The 21,273-nt window shown below is 75.2% G+C and carries 20 protein-coding genes; 9 read left to right on the top strand and 11 right to left on the bottom strand.

Going from position 1 to position 21,273, the window contains the following annotated elements; translation table 11 throughout:
* Positions 1-19: 19 nt before the first annotated feature.
* The 3 genes from ACI792_RS12945 to ACI792_RS12935 are packed head-to-tail and all read right to left on the bottom strand — an operon-like array spanning position 20 to position 1,838.
* Positions 20-679, bottom strand: coding sequence for an HAD-IA family hydrolase (locus ACI792_RS12945; RefSeq protein WP_456602940.1), 660 nt, complete (start codon positions 677-679; stop codon positions 20-22).
* The gene (locus ACI792_RS12940; protein WP_456602939.1) at positions 676-1,179 is read right to left on the bottom strand and encodes a tRNA adenosine deaminase-associated protein; all 504 of its coding nucleotides are present in this window, start codon (positions 1,177-1,179) and stop codon (positions 676-678) included. Before ACI792_RS12940 ends, ACI792_RS12945 begins: the two co-directional genes overlap by 4 nt.
* On the bottom strand, positions 1,176-1,838 hold the full coding sequence (locus tag ACI792_RS12935; protein WP_456602938.1) for an O-methyltransferase: 663 nt from the start codon (positions 1,836-1,838) through the stop codon (positions 1,176-1,178). The genes ACI792_RS12940 and ACI792_RS12935 overlap by 4 nt, the downstream gene beginning before the upstream one ends.
* 49 nt (positions 1,839-1,887) lie before the next feature.
* Here ACI792_RS12935 and ACI792_RS12930 point away from each other — a divergent pair, with 49 nt between their 5' ends.
* Positions 1,888-2,847, top strand: coding sequence for a prephenate dehydrogenase (locus ACI792_RS12930; RefSeq protein WP_456602937.1), 960 nt, complete (start codon positions 1,888-1,890; stop codon positions 2,845-2,847).
* A gap of 58 nt (positions 2,848-2,905) precedes the next feature.
* Entirely contained in the window at positions 2,906-3,139 is a 234-nt protein-coding gene (locus ACI792_RS12925; protein WP_456580157.1) for a DUF2630 family protein, read from the top strand.
* A gap of 274 nt (positions 3,140-3,413) precedes the next feature.
* On the opposite strand, the gene ACI792_RS12920 is transcribed toward ACI792_RS12925, so the two are convergent.
* Entirely contained in the window at positions 3,414-4,634 is a 1,221-nt protein-coding gene (locus ACI792_RS12920) for a PucR family transcriptional regulator (RefSeq protein ID WP_456602936.1), read from the bottom strand.
* 381 nt (positions 4,635-5,015) lie between these two features.
* Here ACI792_RS12920 and ACI792_RS12915 point away from each other — a divergent pair, with 381 nt between their 5' ends.
* The 7 genes from ACI792_RS12915 to ACI792_RS12885 all read left to right on the top strand — a co-directional run bounded on the left by ACI792_RS12915 (position 5,016) and on the right by ACI792_RS12885 (position 13,201).
* Positions 5,016-5,840: an ABC transporter ATP-binding protein gene (locus ACI792_RS12915; protein WP_456580155.1), complete on the top strand. Its 825-nt coding sequence runs from the start codon at positions 5,016-5,018 to the stop codon at positions 5,838-5,840.
* Complete coding sequence (locus tag ACI792_RS12910; RefSeq protein ID WP_456580154.1) at positions 5,833-6,597, top strand: ABC transporter ATP-binding protein; 765 nt, start codon at positions 5,833-5,835, stop codon at positions 6,595-6,597. Before ACI792_RS12915 ends, ACI792_RS12910 begins: the two co-directional genes overlap by 8 nt.
* Positions 6,598-6,631: 34 nt before the next feature.
* Positions 6,632-7,516 (top strand): branched-chain amino acid ABC transporter permease, encoded by an 885-nt coding sequence (locus ACI792_RS12905; RefSeq protein ID WP_456602935.1) that lies wholly within the window; start codon positions 6,632-6,634, stop codon positions 7,514-7,516.
* 2 nt (positions 7,517-7,518) lie between these two features.
* Complete coding sequence (locus ACI792_RS12900) at positions 7,519-8,703, top strand: branched-chain amino acid ABC transporter permease (RefSeq protein WP_456580152.1); 1,185 nt, start codon at positions 7,519-7,521, stop codon at positions 8,701-8,703.
* A gap of 101 nt (positions 8,704-8,804) precedes the next feature.
* A complete protein-coding gene (locus ACI792_RS12895; RefSeq protein ID WP_456602934.1) occupies positions 8,805-10,160 on the top strand; it encodes an ABC transporter substrate-binding protein in 1,356 nt (451 codons plus the stop codon).
* 299 nt (positions 10,161-10,459) lie between these two features.
* Positions 10,460-11,446, top strand: a complete 987-nt coding sequence (locus ACI792_RS12890) for a UDP-glucuronic acid decarboxylase family protein (RefSeq protein WP_456602933.1) — start codon at positions 10,460-10,462, stop codon at positions 11,444-11,446.
* A 156-nt stretch (positions 11,447-11,602) separates the two neighbouring features.
* Complete coding sequence (locus tag ACI792_RS12885) at positions 11,603-13,201, top strand: VWA domain-containing protein (protein ID WP_456602932.1); 1,599 nt, start codon at positions 11,603-11,605, stop codon at positions 13,199-13,201.
* Positions 13,202-13,267: 66 nt separating this feature from the next.
* Here ACI792_RS12885 and ACI792_RS12880 read toward each other — a convergent pair whose 3' ends face one another.
* Genes ACI792_RS12880 through ACI792_RS12850 form a run of 7 tightly spaced genes read right to left on the bottom strand, consistent with a single transcriptional unit; the run spans position 13,268 to position 21,135 of the window.
* On the bottom strand, positions 13,268-14,206 hold the full coding sequence (locus tag ACI792_RS12880) for a glycosyltransferase family 9 protein (RefSeq protein WP_456602931.1): 939 nt from the start codon (positions 14,204-14,206) through the stop codon (positions 13,268-13,270).
* Positions 14,203-15,567, bottom strand: a complete 1,365-nt coding sequence (gene rfaE2 / locus ACI792_RS12875; protein ID WP_456602930.1) for a D-glycero-beta-D-manno-heptose 1-phosphate adenylyltransferase — start codon at positions 15,565-15,567, stop codon at positions 14,203-14,205. The genes ACI792_RS12880 and rfaE2 overlap by 4 nt, the downstream gene beginning before the upstream one ends.
* The gene (locus ACI792_RS12870; RefSeq protein WP_456602929.1) at positions 15,564-16,262 is read right to left on the bottom strand and encodes a D-sedoheptulose-7-phosphate isomerase; all 699 of its coding nucleotides are present in this window, start codon (positions 16,260-16,262) and stop codon (positions 15,564-15,566) included. The genes rfaE2 and ACI792_RS12870 overlap by 4 nt, the downstream gene beginning before the upstream one ends.
* Positions 16,259-17,473, bottom strand: coding sequence for a glycosyltransferase (locus tag ACI792_RS12865; protein ID WP_456602928.1), 1,215 nt, complete (start codon positions 17,471-17,473; stop codon positions 16,259-16,261). Before ACI792_RS12865 ends, ACI792_RS12870 begins: the two co-directional genes overlap by 4 nt.
* A gap of 52 nt (positions 17,474-17,525) precedes the next feature.
* The gene (locus ACI792_RS12860) at positions 17,526-18,506 is read right to left on the bottom strand and encodes a glycosyltransferase (protein ID WP_456602927.1); all 981 of its coding nucleotides are present in this window, start codon (positions 18,504-18,506) and stop codon (positions 17,526-17,528) included.
* Positions 18,503-19,612: a glycosyltransferase family 9 protein gene (locus tag ACI792_RS12855; RefSeq protein ID WP_456602926.1), complete on the bottom strand. Its 1,110-nt coding sequence runs from the start codon at positions 19,610-19,612 to the stop codon at positions 18,503-18,505. The genes ACI792_RS12860 and ACI792_RS12855 overlap by 4 nt, the downstream gene beginning before the upstream one ends.
* The gene (locus ACI792_RS12850) at positions 19,609-21,135 is read right to left on the bottom strand and encodes an HAD-IIIA family hydrolase (protein WP_456602925.1); all 1,527 of its coding nucleotides are present in this window, start codon (positions 21,133-21,135) and stop codon (positions 19,609-19,611) included. The genes ACI792_RS12855 and ACI792_RS12850 overlap by 4 nt, the downstream gene beginning before the upstream one ends.
* Between the last annotated feature and the right edge of the window lie 138 nt (positions 21,136-21,273).

The raw sequence follows: 21,273 nt of genomic DNA, 5'->3' as shown, positions 1-21,273 counted from the left end.
CGAACGGCCCCGTGCGTGGTCACGGCGCCATGGTCGCGGGGCCGTCCAGCGGGAAGCCGACGAGCTCGGAGAGCTCGGCCAGCGCGACGGCGGGGTCGACCACCTTGATCGTCGAGAAGCCGAGGGCGCGGGCGGGCTTGAGGTTGATGCCCAGGTCGTCGAGGTAGGCGCAGTCGGCCGCCTCCACGCGGCGCCCGACCGCCTCGGAGAGCCGGTCCAGCGCCCTCCGGTAGATCTCCGGCTCGGGCTTGCGGACACCCTCGACCGACGACTCGACGATCGCGTCGAACAGGCCGAGCAGGTCGCCCAGCCGGCCGGTGCGCTCCATCGGCGCGACGTTGTTCGACAGCAGTGCCAGGGGCAGCCCGGCCTCGCGCAGCCGGCGCACCGCCGCGACCATCGCGGGACGCAGCTCCCCCTGCAGGGCGGCGAGCACCCGCGCGGCCTCGACCCGGTGCCCCAGCGCCGCGGCCTCGGCCTCGAAGGCGGCGGAGAACCCGGCGACGTCGAGCTCGTTGCGCTCGTACCGCGCCCACGCGTTGGTGTCGGGGTCGGTCGAGTTGAGCTGCCGGATCAGCCCCTCGGGCAGCCCCGCTTCCCGCTCGTACGCGGCGAAGGCGGTCATCGGGCTCTCGGTGAGCACGCCGCCGAGGTCGAAGACCACCGCGGTGACGGTCACGGGGTCACCGCCGCGGCCAGCTCGTCGGCGAACCCCAGGCGGGCGGCGATCCGGGCGACCATCTCGTCGGCCCACAGGTCGTCAGCGGTCACGATCGGTCGCAGCTCCTCGGCCGGAAGCCCGTCGTCGGCGAAGAGGTCCAGGTCGCCGCCGGGCCAGCCGGTCTCGTCGTCGTCGAAGGCGCCGTCGGTGTCGACGCCGATGCCGTACCGCTCGACCACCTCGGCGGCGAGCACCCACTCCAGCATCGTCGCGTCGGAGATCAGCGCCCGCACCATGCCGCCGGGGCCGTGCCGCAGCGCGACGAAGTACAGCCGCGAGTCGACGACGAGCACGAACGGCGGGGGCCAGCCCGCGGTGCCCGGATCCCCGAGCGCCCGCTCCAGCACCGGCAGCTCGTCGCCGGCGTCGGCGGCCAGCAGCTCCACCCGCCAGCGGGAATCGGCCCGGCTCACCCGGACCGCGTAGCTGGCCGGCCCCTCCCCGGTGCCCGCGCTCATCGCTTGCGCAGCAGGGTCAGCCCGTCGGCGAGCGGCAGCAGGGCCGTCTCCCAGCGCGGGTCGGCGGCGAGCGCGGCGTTGAGCTCCGCCACCGCGCGGTCGGACTCGTCCGCGGGGTCGAGCACCCGACCCGACCGGAGCGTGTTGTCCAGCAGCACCACACCGTCGCCCCGCAGGCGTGGGTGCAGCTCCTCGACGTAGGCGGCGTAGCCGGTCTTGTCGGCGTCGACGAACGCCAGGTCGAAGGCCTCCTCGGCCGGCAGCGAGCGCAGCGTCGGCAGGGCGTCCCCCAGGCGCAGCTCGACCCGGTCGGCGACCCCGGCCCGCGCCCAGTACCGCCGCGCCACCGCCGTCCACTCCTCGTTGTTGTCCAGGCACAGCAGCGAGCCGTCCGCCGGCAACGCCCGGGCGATGCAGAGCGCGGAGAAGCCGGTGAACGTGCCGATCTCGATCGCCGTCCGGACGCCGAGGGCCGCGGTGAGCAGCCGCATCAGCACGCCCTGCTCCGGGGCGATCTGCAGGGTGGCCGGGGCCTCGCCCCGCGCGGCCATCTCCGCGGTCTCCCGGATCAGGTCGGCCATCACCTCGTCCACGGCGTCGGACGAGGCGCGGACGTAGTCGGCGAGCTCGGGGGTGAGCAGGAACGACCGGGGCGTCACGGCGCGTGGGGTGGCCGGAGCGGATGGATCGTCGTCATAGCCTCTGATCATGGCCGATACCGCCCGCCCCGGGGCCGTCCCCACCGGCGGGGCGCCGTCCTTCCCGGTCCCGACCATGCCCGCTCCCCCGGTCGGCGTGGTCGGGCTCGGCCAGCTGGGCGGGTCGCTGGCCGCCGCGCTGGCCGCCACCGGGCGCCCGGTCTCCGGCTGGGACGTCGACCCGGCGGCCCGGGACGCCGCGGCCGCGCGCGGGGTGCGGATCACCCGCGAGCTCTCCGGCGTCGTCGTCCTGGCCGTACCGCTGCCGGCGATGGCGACCGCGCTGGACGGGCTGGTGGTCGACCCCGACGCCACGGTGACCGACCTGGGCTCGGTGAAGGTGCCGGTGCTCGACGCGCTGGGCCCCGCACTCGGCCGGCGCTTCGTCGGCGGGCACCCCATGTGCGGCACGGAGCGGTCCGGCCACGGGGCGACGGACCCGGCGCTGTTCGCCGGGGCCCGCTGGGCCCTCTGCCTGGAGCCGGGCACCGAGCTGCCGCGGTGGCTGCGCGTCGCCGAGGTGGCGCTGGCCGTCGGCGCCGAGGTCGTACCGGTCACCGCCGCCGAGCACGACGACGCCGTGGCGGCGATCAGCCACGTTCCGCACCTGCTCGCCGCCGCCCTGGCCGCCGCGGCGGCCGAGGCCGGCCCCCTGGCGCTCGCGCTCGCCGCGGGGAGTTTCCGCGACGGCACGAGGGTCATCGGCAGCGACCCGGCGTTCGTGACCGCGATGGTGGAGGGCAACGCCGCCCCCACGTCCGCGGCGCTGGAGCGGGTTCGCGGGCAGCTGTCGCGCCCGTGGCCCGAACTGGTCGCCGCAGGTCACGCCGTCACCACCCGGGCGGCCGACCGGCGCACCGTCCGGGTTCCGCTGGACCGCGCCGCGCTGCTGGCCCTCGGCCGCGCCGGCGGCGCGGTGCACCGCCGGCTGGCCGCCTTCGTGGAGGGCTGGATCCCGGGGCAGGGCTGAGCGCCCCGGGGCACGCGGATCCCGTTTCGCGCCCGCCTCCCCGGGCACCGACCCGGTCATGGACGAGCAGGACATCTTGAAGCGCATCCACGCCCTCGTGGACGAGGAGCACTCGCTGCGCGAGAGCAGCGAGCACACCGACGAGACGCGGGCCCGCATGGGCAAGATCGAGGCCGACCTCGACCAGTGCTGGGACCTGCTGCGGCAGCGCCGCGCCAAGCGGCAGTACGACGAGGACCCCGACGAGGCACAGGTGCGCCCCGAGCAGCAGGTCGAGAGCTACCTCCAGTAGGGAGCCCCTTCCTCCACCGCCGAGCCGCTCGCGCCGGGTGGGCCGCGAGCCGGGACCGGGCGCTGCCCGAGGTCGCGCTCTGCCCCGCCGGAGTGGGCAGAGGGCGACTGCCCGCAGGTGGTCCCCCGTCCCTTGCTCCCTCCACCGCGGGCGATCGAGGCGCCGCTCAGCACAGGCCGACTGCGCCGGTCCCCACGGGACCAGCTGCGGTCGGTCGTTCGGGTGGGGGTGCGCCGGGGCCGCGGTGTCCGCCGCCCACCTCCGGCGGCGGCTGCTACGCGGAGCGGAGTGCCGGCTCGCCGTGCTCGGTGCTCAGCAGCGCCAGCTGCCAGAGCAGCCGCGACCGCGGGTCGGTCACCTTCCGGCCCGTCACCGACTCGATCCGCCGCAGCCGGTGCATCACGGTGTTCCGGTGGCAGTACAGGGCGTCCGCGGCCCGCGTCGGCGAGCCGTCGCTGGCGAGGAACGCCGCGAGCGTGTCCAGCAGCACCGCGCGCTCGTCCCCGGGCAGCTCCAGCAACCCGCCGAGGGACTGGCCCACCAGCCGGGACCTGATCTCGGGCGAGTTGCTCAGCAGCGCCTCGGGGAGCCGGTCGTCGATGCTCACCACGCGGCTCACCCCCGCCGGCAGCGTGCGGACCGCGGTCTCGGCCAGCCGGTACGCGGTGCCCACCGCGGGCGCACCCTCCACGACGTCGGACACCCCCACCGGGCCGTGCGCCGTTCCGCGCAGCAGCGCCAGCAGGTCGGCGGGGCGGGTGCCGCCGAGACCGACCAGCCCCACCTGCGCGTCACCGCGCACACCCCAGACCGAGCGCACGCCGCGCTTGAGCAGCGCCTCCCCCGGGGACCGCAGCGCCGGAACACCCTCGGGCCCCGGCAGCGCCACGACCGCCATGAGCCGGCCGTCCAGCGGTACGCCCAGGACCTCCGTGGCGGTGCGCACGAACGCCGGGTCGCTGCCCCGGCCGTCGAGCAGCCCGTCGATCGCCTGCTGGCGCGCCCGCTCGTCGACGCCCTCGAGGCGCCGCTGCTCTGTCCGGTAGCCCTCGGCCAGGGCGGCGCACTCGGCGTCGTTGGTCCGCCAGACCGACCCGGCGACCTCGAGCAGGAGGGTGTCGTGATGCGCGGTGCCATCGCGGGAGACCGCCAGCAGCGTCTCCCAGGTGACCTGGCCGCCCAACCGGTAGGCCCGGAGCACCGCCTCCAGCGGAAAGCCCTGGGCGGCCCGCCGCCGGCCCACCGCCCGGGCCGAGGCCAGGTGCGGGGTCCCGGTGCCCGACGCCGCAGCCATCAGGGAGTGCAGCCCGCCCTCCAGGTTCGACCGGGTGGAGTGCCGCAGGTCCTCCTCGGACTCCTCGACGAGCTGCCGGTAGGCGGGTTCGGTGCGGACGAGGACGTCGACCATGCGATCGGTCATCGCGTCGAGCTGCTCCAGCAGGCGGGGCGCCAGCTCCGCGAGCCTCGTCGCCACCTCCGGGCGGAACGGCTGCACGCGCTCACCCCCTCCTGACGCACCGCTGACAGCACAACCGGGCGCGCACGCGACTGTGCGCCGCGCCCATTGTGCGGGCGGGCGCAGGGCGACACGCGCCGCGGGGGCCAGTCGTGACCCAATCGAGGCCGGGATCGGCCGCCCTCGACGGGCTCGTCCAGGGGCTCCGATATCGACGTGGCAACGGGACGACTCACAGCACAACACGTTCTTGTGATCGCTGTGCGGTGCGCCCATTGTGACGGGTGACACGGCCGGGCAGGCTCAGCGGGACGTACTCGCGACCCGACCGTCACCACCCATGTCCGGGTGGTGCCGCACCGATGCAGAGGAGCAGTGGGCCCCTTGGCGCAGCCGACCGGCAGCCACCGAACACAGGAAATGACGCCCACCGCACGGCTCGAGATGACCGGGATCAACGTCGCCTTCGGCGGCGTGCTCGCCCTCACCGACGTCTCCGTGACCGTCGAGCCCGGGCAGGTGCACGGACTCATCGGCCCCAACGGCGCCGGCAAGACCACCCTGTTCAACGTCGCCTGCGGCCTCGTGCGCCCCACCTCGGGCCGCATCGTCTGGCGCGGCGAGGAGATGCGGCGGCTCAAGCCCAGCAAGCTCACCTCGCTCGGCATCGCCCGCACCCTGCAGGGCGTCGGCCTGTTCCCCGGCATGACGGTGCTGGAGAACGTCATGGTCGGGGCCCACCGCCACGCCCGGGCCGGTTTCGCCTCGGCACTCTTCGCCCTGCCGACGTCGGACAAGGACGAGCGGCTGCTGCGCGAGCGGGCCACCCGCGCGCTGGCCGAGCTCAACGCCGTCGAGTACGCCGGCCGCTACCCCGGCTCGCTGCCGTACCCGGTGCAGAAGCGGGTCGCGCTGGCGCGGGCCCTGGTCTCGGAGCCGGAGCTCCTGCTGCTCGACGAGCCCGCCAGCGGTCTGTCCGAGGACGAGATGAACGAGCTCGGCGAGCTGATCCGCTCCCTGGTCGGCCGGATGAGCGTGCTCCTGGTCGAGCACCACATGGACCTGGTCATGCGGGTCTGCGACCGGATCACCGTGCTCGACTCGGGCAAGCAGATCGCCGCCGGCACCCCGGCCGAGGTCCAGGCCGACCCCGCCGTCACCGAGGCCTACCTCGGTGACGCGGTCGACGCCGAGGCCGACGCCGCCGAGCTCACCCACGCCGAGGGAGGACGCCCCCATGCCTGAGACCCACGGCAGCACCGCCCTGTCGGCCACCGGCGGCACCGGCACCGCCACCCGCCTGCTCGAGGTCGAGGCCCTCACCTCCGCCTACGGCCCGGTCCGCGCCCTGGACGGCGTCAGCCTGGCCGCCGAGACCGGGCGGATCACCGCCGTCCTCGGTGCGAACGGCGCCGGCAAGACCACCCTGCTGCGCACCATCAGCGGCCTGGTCCGCCCCGTCTCCGGCCGGGTCGTCCTCGACGGCGAGGACATCACCAAGGCGCCGGTCGAGTCGATGGTCGCCAAGGGCATGGCGCACGTCCCCGAGGGCCGCGGCGTCATCGCCGAGCTGACCGTGGACGAGAACCTCCGCGTCGGCTCCCTGTTCCGCGGCAAGGTCGACAAGAGCGAGTTCGACCGCGTCTACGACCTCTTCCCGCGCATCGCCGAGCGCCGGAACAACGCCGCGCACACGCTCTCCGGCGGTGAGCGGCAGATGCTGGTCATCGGCCGCGCGCTGCTGGCCAAGCCCCGCATCCTCCTGCTCGACGAGCCCTCGCTGGGCCTGGCCCCGCGGATCGTCGCCCAGATCTTCGGGCTGCTCCGCCAGCTGGTCGACTCCGAAGGGCTCTCGGTGCTGCTCGTCGAGCAGAACGCCCGCAGCGCCCTGTCGGTGGCCGATGTCGGCGTCGTCCTCAACCTCGGCAAGGTGGTCGTCACCGACTCCGCCCGCACGCTGATGGCCGACGAGGACCTCCGGCACGCCTACCTCGGTTTCTGACCCTCCCCGCACAGCCAGGAAGGCTTCCTCCTCCGTGGACTACTTCGTCAACGTGACCCTGACCGGGTTGACCCAGGGCATGATCTACTCCGCCTTCGCCCTGGCCCTGGTCCTCATCTGGCGATCGACCCGCATCGTCAACTTCGCGCAGGGCTCGATGGCCGCGGCCACCACGTTCATCGCCCTCGCCCTGATCCAGGCCGGCCAGTCCTACTGGGTCGCCCTGATCGTCGCCCTCGCCTCCGGCTTCGTGCTCGGCGCGATCGTGGAGCGGGTCATCATCCGCCCGGTCGAGGGCGGCCCCGAGCTCAACGCCGTGATCGTGACCCTGGGTCTCTTCGTCGCCATCCAGGCCTCGATCGCGATCATCTTCGGCTCGTCGTTCCAGTCGTTCCCCACGCCGTTCGGCGTCCGGGGCCTGGAGATCGGCGACTCGACCATCCCGCTGACCCCCACGAGCCTCTACGTCATCGGCTCGGTGCTGGTGGTCATGGGCCTGCTGGTCGCGCTGTTCCGCTTCACCCGCATCGGCCTGGCCATGCGCGCCTCGGCGTTCAGCCAGGAGGTGGCCCGGCTCCTCGGCGTGAAGGTGGGCAGCATGCTCACCCTCGGCTGGGGTCTGGCCGCCGTCGTCGGCTCGCTGTCCGGGCTGCTCATCGCCGGTGGCACGTTCGTCTGGCCCGCCTACATGGACGCCCTGATCGTGTTCGGCTTCGTCGCCGCCATCATCGGCGGGCTCGACTCGCCGGTCGGCGCGATCGTCGGCGGGCTGATCCTCGGCCTGGCGCTGAGCTACGTGAGCGGCTACGCCCCGCGCGGCAGCGCCCTTGTCAACATCTCCGCACTGGTCATCCTCATCGTCGTCCTGCTCGTGCGACCCGGTGGCCTGTTCAGCAGCGCGACGGCTCGGAGGGCATGACGATGAGCGACCTGCAGAGCCCCGCTTCCACCGGCACCGCGGGCAAGGCGAGCAGCGACGCCCCGGTCAAGGCGACCGCCGGCGGGGACGCCCCCTCGGCGCCCGCGAAGGCCGGCCGTTCCTTCCTGCCGCAGTCCACGCTGCTGCGCCACCTGCTGGTGCTGGCGGGCTGCGCCGTGCTGGCGGTGGTGATCCTGGAGATCACCAGCCCGTTCCAGAACTCGCAGCTGGCGACGTTGACCTACTACGCCATCGCCGCCGGCGGCCTGACCGTGCTCACCGGCATGAACGGCCAGATCTCGCTCGGGCACGGTGCGCTCATGGCGGCCGGCGCCTACACGACGGCGTTGTTCCTCGACGCCGACGAGCCGCTGCCCCTGCCGGTGATCCTGCTGGCGTCCGTCGTCGTCGCCACGGCGATCGGCGCCCTCGTCGGGGTGGCCGCAGCCCGGCTGCACGGCCCGTACCTCGCCGGTGCGACGCTCGCCCTCGCGGTCGGGCTCCCCGGTCTGGCGATCTACTTCCACGACACCTTCGGCGGCGAGCAGGGCATGCGGGTGCGCGCCCCGCAGGCGCCGGAGTGGTTCGACGGCTTCATCGACGCCGTCTCGGGCAACTCGGCCTCGAGCACCAAGTGGCTCGCCTACGTCGGCGCCATCTGCCTGCTGATCACGTACTTCTTCCTGGCCAACCTGGTCCGCAGCCGCATCGGCCGCACCTGGCGGGCGGTGCGTGACCAGGAGGTCGCCGCCGAGCTGGCCGGCATCAACCTCGGCGCCTGGCGCGTGCTGGCCTTCGTCGTCAGCGCCGCGGCGGCCGGTCTCGCCGGTGGCGTGCTGGCCATCGTCGTCCGCCTCGCGGCCCCCAGCGGCTTCACCATCGTGCTCTCGCTGGCGCTGCTGACCGCGATCGTCATCGGTGGCCTGGGCAGCCTGCTCGGCGCCCTCCTCGGCTCGGCCCTGCTGGTCTTCCTGCCGCCGTTCGTCACGAACCTCGGTGGCGACCTCGGGCTCAGCCAGACCGAGGCCGCCCAGCTGGCCCCGTTCGTCTACGGCGTCGTGCTGATCGTCGTGATGATCTTCGTCCCGGCCGGCTTCGTGGGGACCATCCGCCTCCGCTGGATGACCCGCAAGGCCAAGCGGGCCATGGCCCGGGCCGGTGCCGACGGCGCGAGCAGCAGGGGGTGAGGGCGACCCCCTCCATCCGCCGCACGCGACACCTCCACCCGCACCACCAGCCCACACCGACTCCCGGGCACCGATGCCCGGGCCGCACCAGAGGAGCACTGTTGTCCAGATCCTCCCGACGTCTCATGACCACGATCGCCGCGGCGACCGTCCTGTCCACGCTCGCCGCCTGCGGCGGCAGTGACGACAGCGCCGGTGGCTCCGGTGGTGGCGGGGGCGGGGGCGAGAACGAGGCCTCCGACATCGGCGTCACCGAGACCTCGATCAAGCTCGGCGCCCACTACCCGCTGACCGGCGTGGCCGCCCCCGGCTACAGCGAGATCCCGACCGGCGTGCAGGCCTACTTCGAGTGCCTGAACCAGGAGGGCGGGATCTACGACCGGGAGATCGAGTTCATCTTCCGGGACGACGCCTACAACCCGACCCAGACCAGCCAGGTCACGAACGAGCTCGTCCTCGAGGACGAGATCTTCGCGATGATGAGCGGGCTCGGCACCCCCACCCACAGCGCGGTGATCGACTTCCTCAACGACGAGGGCGTCCCCGACCTGTTCGTCTCCTCCGGCTCACTCCTCTGGGGCGAGAACCCCGAGGAGTACCCGATGTCGTTCGGGTGGCAGACCGACTACATGAGCGAGGGCAAGATCATCGGTGAGTACATCGCCGAGAACTTCCCCGACGCGCAGGTCGGGCTCTTCCTCCAGGACGACGACTTCGGCGAGGACGGCGAGGCCGGCATCCGCCAGTACATCGACGACCAGATCGTCGCGGCCGAGCGCTACACCCCGGGCAACACCAACGTCGGCCCGCAGATCGCGGCGCTGCAGGCGGCCGGCGCCGACTTCGTCGTCGGCTTCAACGTGCCCAGCTACACCGCGCTGTCGCAGCTGACCGCGCTGCAGCTCGGCTACGACCCGCAGTGGTTCTACTCCAACGTGGGTTCGGACCCGACGCTGGTCGGCGGCCTGCTCAACCGCTTCAGCGAGGGCGCCGTCAGCGACGCCGCCCTGCTCGACGGCGCGCTGACCACCGGTTACCTGCCGACGGTCGACCAGGCCGACAACCCGTGGATCCAGGAGTTCCAGCGGATCTGGGACGAGTGCGGTGGCGAGGGCGAGCTGACCAACTACCGCGTCTACGGCATGGCGCAGGCCTACACCATGGCCCAGGCCCTGCAGGCCGCCGGCCAGAACCCGACGCGCGAGGGCCTGGTCGAGGCCGTCGAGACCGCCGGTGGCGAGTGGGAGGGGCCCGTGTTCGCGCCCTTCCGCTACTCCGAGGAGAGCCACATGGGCACCAGCGGCATGTCCATCGAGCGCATCGTGGGCAACGGCTCGGAGGTCGTCCAGGAGGTCCGCGTGACCGACATCGGTGACGCCCCGATCGAGGAGTTCGACGGCGAACCGGCCACCCCGCCGACGAACGCCATCCCCGACGAGGAGTCCGTGGTCGACTGACGAAGGACCACCCTTCCCCCGACGCCTCGCTAGCGCGGCGCGGGACCCTGGAGGGTGGCCGTTCCAGCACCTCACCGGCGGGCCGCCGGTCTCCTCCGGGAGACCGGCGGCCCGTCCGCTTCCGGGGGCCGTGCAGGCGCGCTGCCCGGCACCGGGAGGGCGTGTGAACGGTCCCGCAGAGCGGGGCGACGGGGGACACTTCGCCCTTGAAGTGTGTGCCGAGTTGATCTCGGGGTAGGACGCCCGCCGAGGTGCGTCCGCAGGTGTGCGCACCGGATGGAGCGCAGGAGGGCAGCGGCATGGTCGACGCACCGTCGTTCGAGGCACGGACCATCCAGCGGGCGGTGGTCACCGGAGGCGCCGGGTTCCTCGGCTCGCACCTGTGCGAGCAGCTGCTGGAGCGCGGGGTCGAGGTCGTCTGCCTGGACAACTTCCTCACCGGCGCCCCGGAGAACGTCTCCCACCTGATGGAGCACCCGGGCTTCCGGCTGGTCCGCTGCGACGTCACCGACTACGTCCACGTGCCCGGCCCGGTCGACCTCGTCCTGCACTTCGCCTCGCCGGCCAGCCCGATCGACTACCTGAAGATGCCGATCGAGACCCTCAAGGTCGGCAGCCTCGGCACCCTGCACACCCTCGGCCTGGCCCAGGAGAAGGGCGCGCGCTACGTGCTGGCGTCCACCTCGGAGGTCTACGGCGACCCGCTGCAGCACCCGCAGACCGAGGAGTACTGGGGCAACGTCAACCCGGTGGGCCCGCGCGGGGTCTACGACGAGGCGAAACGGTTCAGCGAGGCGCTGACCACCGCCTACCGGACGTCGAAGGGCACCGACACCGGCATCGTGCGCATCTTCAACACCTACGGGCCCCGCATGCGCGCCGACGACGGCCGCGCGATCCCCGCGTTCGTCAACCAGGCGCTGGACGGGCGGCCGCTCACCGTCGCCGGAACGGGCTCGCAGACCCGCTCCATCTGCTACGTCGACGACACCGTCGCCGGCATCCTGGCCCTCTCCTTCTCCCACCACCCCGGGCCGGTGAACATCGGCAACCCCGACGAGCTGTCGATGCTCGCGCTGGCGCGGTGGATCGTGGAGCTCACCGGTTCGGACTCCCCCATCGACCACATCCCGCTGCCGGTCGACGACCCCAAGGTCCGCCGCCCCGACACCACGCGCGCCGAGCAGCTGCTGGGCTGGCGGCCCCGGGTGACCTCCGAGGAGGGCCTCCGGCGCACCGTCGACTGGTTCGCCGCCCAGCGGACGGTCGCTGCCCCCGCTCTCTGACGGTCCGTCACGGATCGTGCGACGAGGGTCACCCCTTAGCGACGCGGGACACATCTAATCTGGAACGGCGCGCTCGGGGGAGCCGCATCCACCCCGAGTCGATCTCAGAGAGCGAGCATGGGCCGTCACGCAGATCCAGCAGCCACGCGCCGTTCGGTGCCTCCGGTTCTCGTCGCCGCGGGCCTGGCGATCGTCCTGGTCCTCGGTGGGCTGGTCTGGTGGCTGGCGGGGACCGGCGGTGGGTGCGACGAGACGGTCACGGTCGACGTCGCCGTGGCCCCGGAGCTCGGCGCGCTGACCGAGGAGCTGCTCGCCGACGTCGAGTCGCCCGACGAGGCGCTCTGCGTCGACGCCGAGGTCACCGCCCAGCAGCCGCTGCAGACCGCAGGTGACCTCAGCGCCCTCGACGAGGACGCGCTGCCCGACGTGTGGGTGCCCGACTCGTCGCTCTGGCCGGCCCGCGTCACCGGCGCCCAGCTGGAGCAGGTCGGCTCCATGGCGATCTCCCCCGTCGTGCTGGCCACCAGCGAGGGCGTCGTCGAGGAGCTGGGCTGGGCCGGGCAGGGGCCGGGCTGGGCCGAGGCGCTCGGCACCGGGCGGCCGCTGGCCGTGCCCGACCTGGCCGCGAGCGCCGAGGCGCTCTCCGCGCTGGCCGCGGTGCGCACCGCTCTCGGTGGCGACACCGACGCCGACAACGCCGTGGTGGCCGCGGTGCTCGCCGCCGCGCGCAGCACCGAGCTCACCGCAGGGGAGGCGCTGACCGCCGGCAGCGAGGGTGGCGCCGACGCCCCGCTGGTGCCGGTGAGCGAGCAGGAGGTCTACGCGATCAACCAGGAGGCCGAGGGCTCGTCCCTGGTCGCGGTCTACCCCGCCGAGGGCTCCCCGGCGCTGGACTACCCCGTCCTCACCGTGAGCGGGCCCACCGGGGCCCAGCAGCGCGCCGTCGAGATCGTCACCGATCGCCTCCTCTCGGAGGACGCGCAGGTCGCCGTCCGGGACGCGGGCTTCCGCGGGCCGGAGGGCGCCGCCCCGCCCGGCGCCGGTGCCGACACCGGGATCGCCGAGGCGGCCCCCGAGCTGCTGCCCCTGGACGCCCCGCAGGTGCAGGCGCTGCTGACCCGGCTCTCCAGCCTCGCCGCACCGTCGCGCGTCCTGACCGTCTTCGACGTCTCCACGTCCATGGAGGCCCCGGTGAACGGTGGCACGCGGGCCACCCTGGCCCGGGACGCTGCCCGGAGCACGCTCGCCCTCGTCCCCGACGACTACGCCCTCGGCCTCTGGGCCTTCGCCTACGAGCTGAACGGCGAGCAGGACTGGACCGAGCTGGTGCCCACCCGCGAGCTCGACGCCGACGTCGGCGGCCAGACGCAGCGCGCCGTCCTCGACGAGCAGCTGCAGACCATCCCCGACCGGCTGACCCCCGGTGGGACGGGGCTCTACGACACCACGCTGGCCGCCGTGCGGGCCGCGCGGGAGAACTACGACCCGACGGCGGTGAACAGCGTCCTGGTCGTCACGGACGGCACCAACGAGGACGACGCCGAGGGCACCAGCCTGGAGAACCTGCTCAGCACGCTGGAGTCCGAGGCCGACCCCGACCGGCCGGTCAAGGTCATCGGTGTCGCCCTGGGCCCGGACGCCGACCTCAGCGCCCTCGAGGAGATCGCCGAGGCCACCGGCGGCGCGGCGTACTCGGCCGTCGAGGAGGAGGACCTGCAGATGGTCCTCTTCGACGCCCTGCGCCAGCGCGGGTAGCCGCCGTCCTCCCTCGTCGTGGAGCGTCCTCCCCCACCGCGCACCGCGAGGGAGGACGCTCCGGGATCAGGTGACCTGATCCCGGCAGCTGGGCAGGGTGGCGAGGGCCTCCAGGACCTCGTCGACGGTGATCCCCTCCAGCGCGGGGTCCAGCTCGGTGCCCCACGGGTCACCCGTGCCGTCACCGTGCCAGACCACGACGTGCTGCGGGCGCGGCGGCGGCCCCCACAGCGCCGGCGACACCGGGCCGAAGAGCACCACGGAGGGTCGCCGGTAGGCGGTCGCCAGGTGCGCGACGCCGGTGTCGCCGCACACGACCAGCCCGGCGGCGGCCACCACCGCGGCGAGCTCCGTCGACGTCGTCCGTCCGGCGAGCACGGCCGTCTCCGGGAGCCCCGCGGCCGCGGCCACCGACCGGGCCAGCTCGACCTCGGCCGGGCCGCCGGTGATCCGCACGTCGTGACCGCCGTCGGCGAGGTGCCGGGCGACGGCGGCGAAGCGCTCGGCCGGCCAGCGCCGGCCGGGGAACGCCGCCCCGGGGTGCACGACGGCGGCTCCCCGGACCGGCGGGGGCACGGCCGGCACCGCGATGTCGAGGGCGTCGGGGTCGGCGTCCACGCCCAGCCCCTCGGAGACCAGCCGGCACCAGCGCCGGACCTCGTGCTCGTCGGGGTACCACGCCGGCCCGGGGTAGCCCGGGCTGGCGAAGGTGAGCAGCCGCCGCGGGCGCAGGTCGGCGACGACCACGTGCGACGCCGGGCCCTTGCCGTGCAGGTCGACGGCGAGCTCCGGGGGCGGGCCGGCCCAGTCCAGGGGCTCCAGCTCGCGGGCGGGCAGGACCTCGTCGACCGCGTCGATCAGCTCGGCCAGCGGCTGCAGCGCCGTCGTCGTCGCCAGCACGAGCCGGTGGCCGGGCACGGCCGCCCGCACCGCCCGGATGGCGGGCACGCCGGTGAGCAGGTCACCCAGCCCCAGCGGCCGGAGGACCACGGCCGTCGGCCTCATACGCGGGAGCGCTCGACCAGGGCCGTGGTCGAGTGGCCGTCGAGGTAGGGCAGGACGACGGCCTGACCACCCCAGCTGCGCAGCACCTCGGCCTCGGGCAGGTCGGCACCGGCGTAGTCGCCGCCCTTGGCCCACACGTCGGGGCGCAACCGGTCGAGCACCCGGGTGGGGGTGTCCTCCTCGAAGACCACCACGGCGTCGACGAACTCCAGGGCCTCCAGCACGCGGGCCCGGTCGGGTGCGGTGACCAGCGGCCGCGAGGGGCCCTTGAGCCGGCGCACCGAGTCGTCGGAGTTGATGCACACGACGAGGCAGTCCCCCAGGCCGCGGGCGGCGCGCAGCGTGGCGACGTGCCCCGGGTGCAGCAGGTCGAAGCAGCCGCCGGTGGCGACGACGGTGCCCCCGGCCGCGCGCACCCGCGCGATGACGCCGTCCGCCCCGGGATCGGGAGCCGCCCCCTCGACCCGCTCGTCGGCGTCCCACGCGGTCGCCCCGCCGCGGGCGACGAACGCCGAGGCGAAGGCCACCGCGGCGGCGACCGCCTCACCGGTGACCGCGCCGTCGGCGAGGGCCAGCGCTGCGGCCGCCGCGAAGGAGTCGCCGGCGCCGCAGGGGTCGCCACCGGTCACCGCGACCGCGGGCACCACCATCGGCGCGCCGGTGCCGTAGGAGAGGAGCGCGCCGCGGGCGCCCATCGTCACCGCGACCGCGCCCACGCCCCAGTGGCGGATGAGCGCCTCCGCTCGCGCACCGACGGCCGCCAGGCCCTCGCCGTCCACGGCCGGGACCACGCGGGCGGCCTCCGCCCCGTTGGGCGTGACCAGGCGGGCGCTGGGTACCGGGTCGGCGCCCCGCGGGTGCGGGTCCCAGACCACGGGGCCGCGGGCCTCGGCGAGGGCGGCGCGCACGGCGGGATCGGCCGTCGTCCCCCGGCCGTAGTCGGCGACGAGGACGGCGGCGGCGTCCCGGATCGCCTCGGCGGCCGCGGCCGGGAGCTCCCCGAGCACCGCGGTGGGCGCCCCGCTGTCCAGCCGGGCGACGGAGTGGTCGCCGACCCGCACCCGCTGCTTCACGGCGGTGCCGCCGGTGGCCGGGATCTCGACCAGGCGGACCCGGCCGGCGAGCAGGGCGCGCAGCCGGTCGGCGTCCTCGTCGGAGTCGAGCGGCGCGACCAGCACCACCTCGCGCGAGCCCGCCGAGGCAGCGATGACCGCCGCCAGCGCGGCGCCGCCGGGGCGTTCCCGCCGCTCGATGTCCTCCACCACCGGCACCGGGGCGTCGGGGGTCAGCCGCGACGCCGTGCCGACGAGGTCGACGTCGAGCAGCGCGTCGCCGACGACGACCAGCGGCCGGGCGCTCACTGCGCCGCCTCGAACGACGGCCCCGTCGGCACCCGGGGCGGGTCGGCGAGCACGGCCGCGTCGAAGGCGGCGCAGACCAGGTGCAGGGCGGCCAGGTGGCACTCCTGCACGGTGGCGGTCCACGGGGAGTCGATGCAGACCGCCTCGTCGGCGGCGGCGGCCAGCGGGTTGGGCGCCGGCCCGGTGATCGCCAGCGTGGTGATCCCGCAGTCGCGGGCCCGCCGGGCGGCGGCGACCGCGTTCGGTGACCGGCCCGACGTCGAGAGCAGGACGAGCACGTCGCCCTCCCGGCCGTGGGCCTCGACCTGCCGGGCGAAGAGCTCGTCGGCCGGGTAGTCGTTGGCGATCGCGGTCAGCGAGGAGGTCTCCGCGGTGAGGCAGATGGCGGAGAAGGGCGGCCGGTCGGCGCGGTAGCGGCCCACCAGCTCCGCGGTGAGGTGCTGGGCCTGGGCCGCGCTGCCGCCGTTGCCCGCGGCCAGCAGCCGCCCCCGGGACGGGCCGCACAGGACGTCGGCCAGCAGCCGCCCCCAGCGGTCGAGCACCGGCAGCTGCGCCTCCAGCGAGCGCAGGGCATTGCGCAGCGAGGCGACGTGGTCGGCCCCGGTCAGGTGGGTGCAGGTGTCCGGCGCCGGAACCTCGCGCGCCGGGTCCTGGGTCGCGACGTTCTCGAAGAACGAGTGCGGGGTGACGCTCATCGGGCGACCTCCACGGGGCTGCGCCGGGTCAGGACCTGGCGGTAGACGGTCTCGGTGTCGGCGACGACGCGGGACCAGCGGTAGCGGGTGCGGGCCCGCTTCACCCCCGCGGCTCCGTAGGCGGCGCGCCGCTCGTCGTCGGCGAGCAGCGCGGCGAGCACCGCGCCGAGGCGCTCGGGGTCGCGCGGTGGGACGAGGTCACCGGTGACCCCGTCGACGACGGTGTCCTGCAGCCCGCCGACGGCCGTCGCGACGACCGGGCGGGCGCAGGCCATGGCCTCCAGCGGGGTGATGCCGAAGGGCTCGTACCACGGGACGGCGAGGACGACGTCGGCCGAGCGGATCCAAGCCGGGACGTCGGCGCGGGCCACGGCGCCGGTGAAGACCAGCCGGTCGGCGACGCCGGCCGCAGCCGCGAGGGCGCGCAGCCGGGTCACCTCGGGGTCGGCGTCGAGCTCCCCCGCCGGCGGGCCGCCCACGACGACGAGCTCGGCGTCGGGCACCGCGCGCAGCGCTCGGACGGCGTCGTCCTGGCCCTTGCGCTCGACCAGCCGGCCGAGGACGAGCAGCCGCCTGCGCTCCCCTCGCGGGGCGACCGCGCCGCGGGGCGTGAACACCGAGGTGTCGACGCCGCAGGGCACGATCGAGACGCGGTCGGTGGTCAGCCCGAGGCGGCGCAGCTCGAACACCTCGTCGGAGCAGGTCGCCACCACGTGGGTCACGTCGCGGCAGAGCCCCCGCTCGAGGTCGATCCGCTCGGCGGGCGAGGTGTCGGCGTCCCCCTGGTGGCGGCGCTTGACCGAGCCCAGGGCGTGGAAGGTCTGCAGCACCGGGACCGGCGTGAGCAGGCTGGCCGAGGCCTCGACCGAGGCCAGGCCGCTCATCCAGAAGTGCGCGTGCACGACGTCGGGGGGCTGGACCGCCCAGCCGTGCCGCAGCACCCGCGCGAAGGCCGGCATGTGCTCGAGCAGCTCGTCCTTGGGCAGCGGCTCGGCCGGGCCGGCGGTGACGTGGACGACGTCGTAGCCGTCCGGCGTGACCACCCGCTCGGGCAGCGACGCGTCGTCGCGGCGGGTGTGCACGGTGACCTCGTGCCCGCGCTGCGCGAGCCCGGCGGCGAGGGCCGCGACGTGCACGTTCTGCCCACCGGCGTCCACGCCGCCGATCGCGGCGAGCGGGCTGGCGTGCTCGCTGACCAGGTGGATCCTCATCGACGCACCTCCGGTGTCGGAGCGGACCGGCTTCGCCGGACTGACAGGCACATCACCGGGTCACCTCCTCGAGCAGCGCGTCCCAGTCGCGCAGGAACCGCGCCAGGCCGTAGCGCTCCAGTGCCGCCGCACGGGCAGCCTTGCCGGCGAGACGGGCCGCGTCCGGGTCGTCGAGGAACTGGCGCACCCCGTCCCAGAGACGCTCGGGGCGGGTGGAGACGACGCCGGCGTCGGCGGGCACCGCCTCGACCACCTCGGTGGTGGCCAGCGCGACCACGGGCATGCCCAGGTGCATGGCCTCCAGCAGGGAGAGGCCCAGGGAGGTCCAGCGCACCGGGTGCACGTAGACCCGGCGGCGGGCGAGCTCGGCGTGCATCGCCGCCTGCGGCGGGTCGTCGAAGAGCGCCACGCGGTCGGGGTCCAGGCCGCAGGCCTCGTGCAGGCCGGTCAGGCCCATGCCGAAGACGTCGACCGGTGCGACCGCGGCGAGCCCGGGCAGCAGGTCCGCGCCCACGGTGCGCCCCCGGCGGACCGGCTCGTTGGTGACGACGGCGGCGCGGGCCAGCTCGCCGGTCCACCGCTCCCCCGGGTCGACGATGCCGTGCTCGATCACCGTCGTCGGCGCCCGGCCGTTGTCGTAGAACAGCTCGTTGAAGTGCGTGACGTGCACGATCGGGATGTCGTCGCGGCCGGCCATCGGGTGCCGGGTGTGCGGGACCGGCCCGTCACCGGGCTCCAGCCCGGGCGCGTTGTGCTCCAGGAAGACCGCGGGCAGGTCGCGGCCCGGCTCGCGCCCGAGCCACTCGCGGCAGAGCTCGAGGTCTCGCGGGCGCTGGAGCACGACGACGTCGGGCTGCTCCTCGCGCAGCTGCGCGGGGGTGACCTCCCGCGCCGACGCCGGCCAGTCCCAGGTGCGGGCGCGACCCAGCCCGTCGCCGTCGCGGCCCGGCGTCACCGGGAGCAGGTAGTCGTGGCGGCCCTGGACGAACGCCGTCGTCCAGGAGCCGTGCACGTGCCAGATCAGGATCTTCACGCTCTCACCTGGGTGCTCGTCGCCGCCTCTCGGGCTGCGGGGCGGATGCGGTGGACGGCCGGCTGCTGGACCGCGCGCAACTTCTGCACCGCGGCGACCACGTCCGACGCGGTCACCTCGGTGAGGCAGGGGTGGCCGGGCACGGGGCACTCGCGGGCCCGGGTGCCGGCGCAGGGGGCCGACTGGTCGCCCAGCAGCACGCTGGGCACGCCGTAGGGCGCCCAGCGGACGGCGGGGACCACCGGCGCGAACAGCGAGACGACGGGCGTGCCCACGGCGGCGGCGAGGTGCGCCGGGCCGGTGTTGCCGACGACCACGGCGTCCGCGCCGTCGAGCAGCGCGGCCATCTGGGCCAGCGAGGTCTCGCCGCCGAGGTCGACGCCGCGGTCCCCGGCGACGGAGGCGGTCAGCGCGCGCTCGGCCGGGCCGCCGGTGACCAGGACCCGGTGGCCGGCGTCGGCGAGCGCCTCGACCGCCTCCGCGCAGCGCCGGGCCGGCCACGCACGCGCGGGCACGGAGGCGCCCGGGTGCAGCACGATGTACCCGGGCGACAGATCATCGCCCCGCGGCCCGGCGGCGGAAGGGTGCGCGACCGGGGGCAGGGGCCGGCGCACCGCCAGCCGGCCGTCGTCGCCGGCCGGCAGCTCGAACCCGGCGGCCCGTGCGAGCGACAGCGCGCGCTCGGGCTCCGGGAGGTCGTCCTCGACCCGGTGGCGGACGTCGAGCAGCGCACCGGGGTAGTCCACGCTGATCGCCGAGATGCGCGGCACGCCCGCCGTCCGGAGCACCAGCGCCAGGGGCAGGGGCGACTGGTGGAACGACGTGGAGATGACCGCCTCGTCCGGCGCGAGCGCCCGCAGGCGGTCGGTGAGGGCGGCGAGGTCGTCGGCGTCGACCGGCGGCGCGTCGCCGAGGATCCAGGGGCAGGCCCACGTCCACACCTCGTCGACGCCGGGCAGCAGCTCCGCCGCGGCCGCACCCGACGGTCCGGCGAGGAAGACGACGCGGTCGGCGCCGTGCGCGACCGCGCGCACGAGCGGGCCTTGCAGGAGGACGTCGCCGGCATTGTCGAGCCGGGCGACCAGGACGGTCCGCGGGGCGCTCACCACAACCCGGCCAGGACGTCGTCGACGGCCGCGGGCAGACTCGTCGCGCGCTGTGGCGCCGCCGCCACCTCCTCGCGGCGGGTCACCGGGGTCGGCACCAGGATGCCCCGGGCGCCGGCCGCGGCCGCCGCCTCGACGTCGGCCCCGATGTCGCCCACGACGACGCAGCGGGCCGGGTCGACGCCGAGCTCGGCGCACGCGGCGAGGACCATCCCGGGCGCGGGCTTGCGGCAGTCGCAGCCGTCGTCCGGCCCGTGGGGGCAGACCTGGATCGTCTCGAAGGGGCCGAGCAGCTCGTCGAGCCGCTTCATGCAGGCGTCGACCTGGTCGGGGGTGATGAGCCCGCGGGCGACGCCCGACTGGTTGCTGACCACGCCGACCCGCACGCCCCGGGCGCGCAGCCGGTCGAGCGCCTCCAGCGCCCCGTCCACCGGGCGCACCCACTCGGGGTCGCCGTTGTAGGGGAAGTCGTGCACCAGCGTGCCGTCGCGGTCGAAGAGCACCAGCTCGGGTAGCCCGCGCCACCGCTGCACGCCCACGTGCCGCACGACCCCGCGCAGCCAGTGCCAGGTGGCGAGCGGCGGGATCAGCGCGCTGGTGGCGAGCATCGTCGCCACCTCGGCGCGGTCCCGCGGACCGGGGGCGATCCGCCGCCAGGCGAACTCCGCGGTGCCGACGGCCCAGGCGGACGCCGCGGCGAGGGCGGCCCGCGGCCGCCGGGCTGCGGCGAGGCCGAGCGCGGCGACCGCCGCGGCGGTGACGGCGGTGTGCTGCGGCCGGCGGCCGAGGGCGGCGTCGGCCCGCTCCCGCCAGCCGGCGCCGTGCAGCCGCCGCATGAGGACGTCGTCGGCGTTGCCGGCCTGGACCCGGACGCTGACCCAGCGGTCCGCCGGCCGGACGGGGTGGGTGATCCACCGCTGCCCGCGGACCAGCCGTGCGCCGGTGTCCATGACGCGCAGCGCGAGGTCGGAGTCCTCGCGGAAGGCCCGGGGGAAGCGTTCGTCGAAGCCACCGACGGCGGCCAGCGCGCTGCGGCGGTAGGCGAGGTCGGCGGTGATCCAGCTGGAGGTGGCGAGCCCGGCGGTGCCGCGCTCCCAGTCCGTGGGGCGGCGGCCCTCGGGCAGCGGCACCCGGACCCGCCCCTGGCTGCCGGCGACGTCGGCCGGCAGGTCGGCGAGGTCGGCCGCCAGGCGTTCGTACCAGTCGGGGTCGGTGACCACGTCGTCGTCGAGGAAGGCGACCCACTCCGTGCGGGCGGTGCGCCAGCCGAGGTTGCGGGCGCGGGCGGGGCCACCGCCCCCGGTGCGGACCACGCGGACCGGCGGCAGGCCGGGGCGGTCGGGGTCCAGCGGCTCCCCGGTGGGGCGGTCGTCGACCACGATCAGCTCGGCGGGGCGCGGGCCCGGGGCAGCGGCCAGCGCGTCGAGCAGGACGTCCAGCGAGGGACGTCCGATCGTCGGCACGACCACGGTGCACTGCGCGAGCATGATCGCGTCCTGCCCGTTCTCGTACGGGCGAAACACTACGGGCTTGAAGTGTTCGGGAGGGCCCGCCTCCGGAGGATCCGCCCGACCCTCGCGGCCGGCCGCTCCGGACCGCGAGGAAGGGTCCCCGACACGTCGGTCTCTGCCCACACTGCGTGGGCAGAGACCGACATCCCC

Source organism: Blastococcus sp. SYSU DS0669 (assembly GCF_054050895.1).
This window is presented reverse-complemented; position numbering and strand designations above follow the sequence as displayed.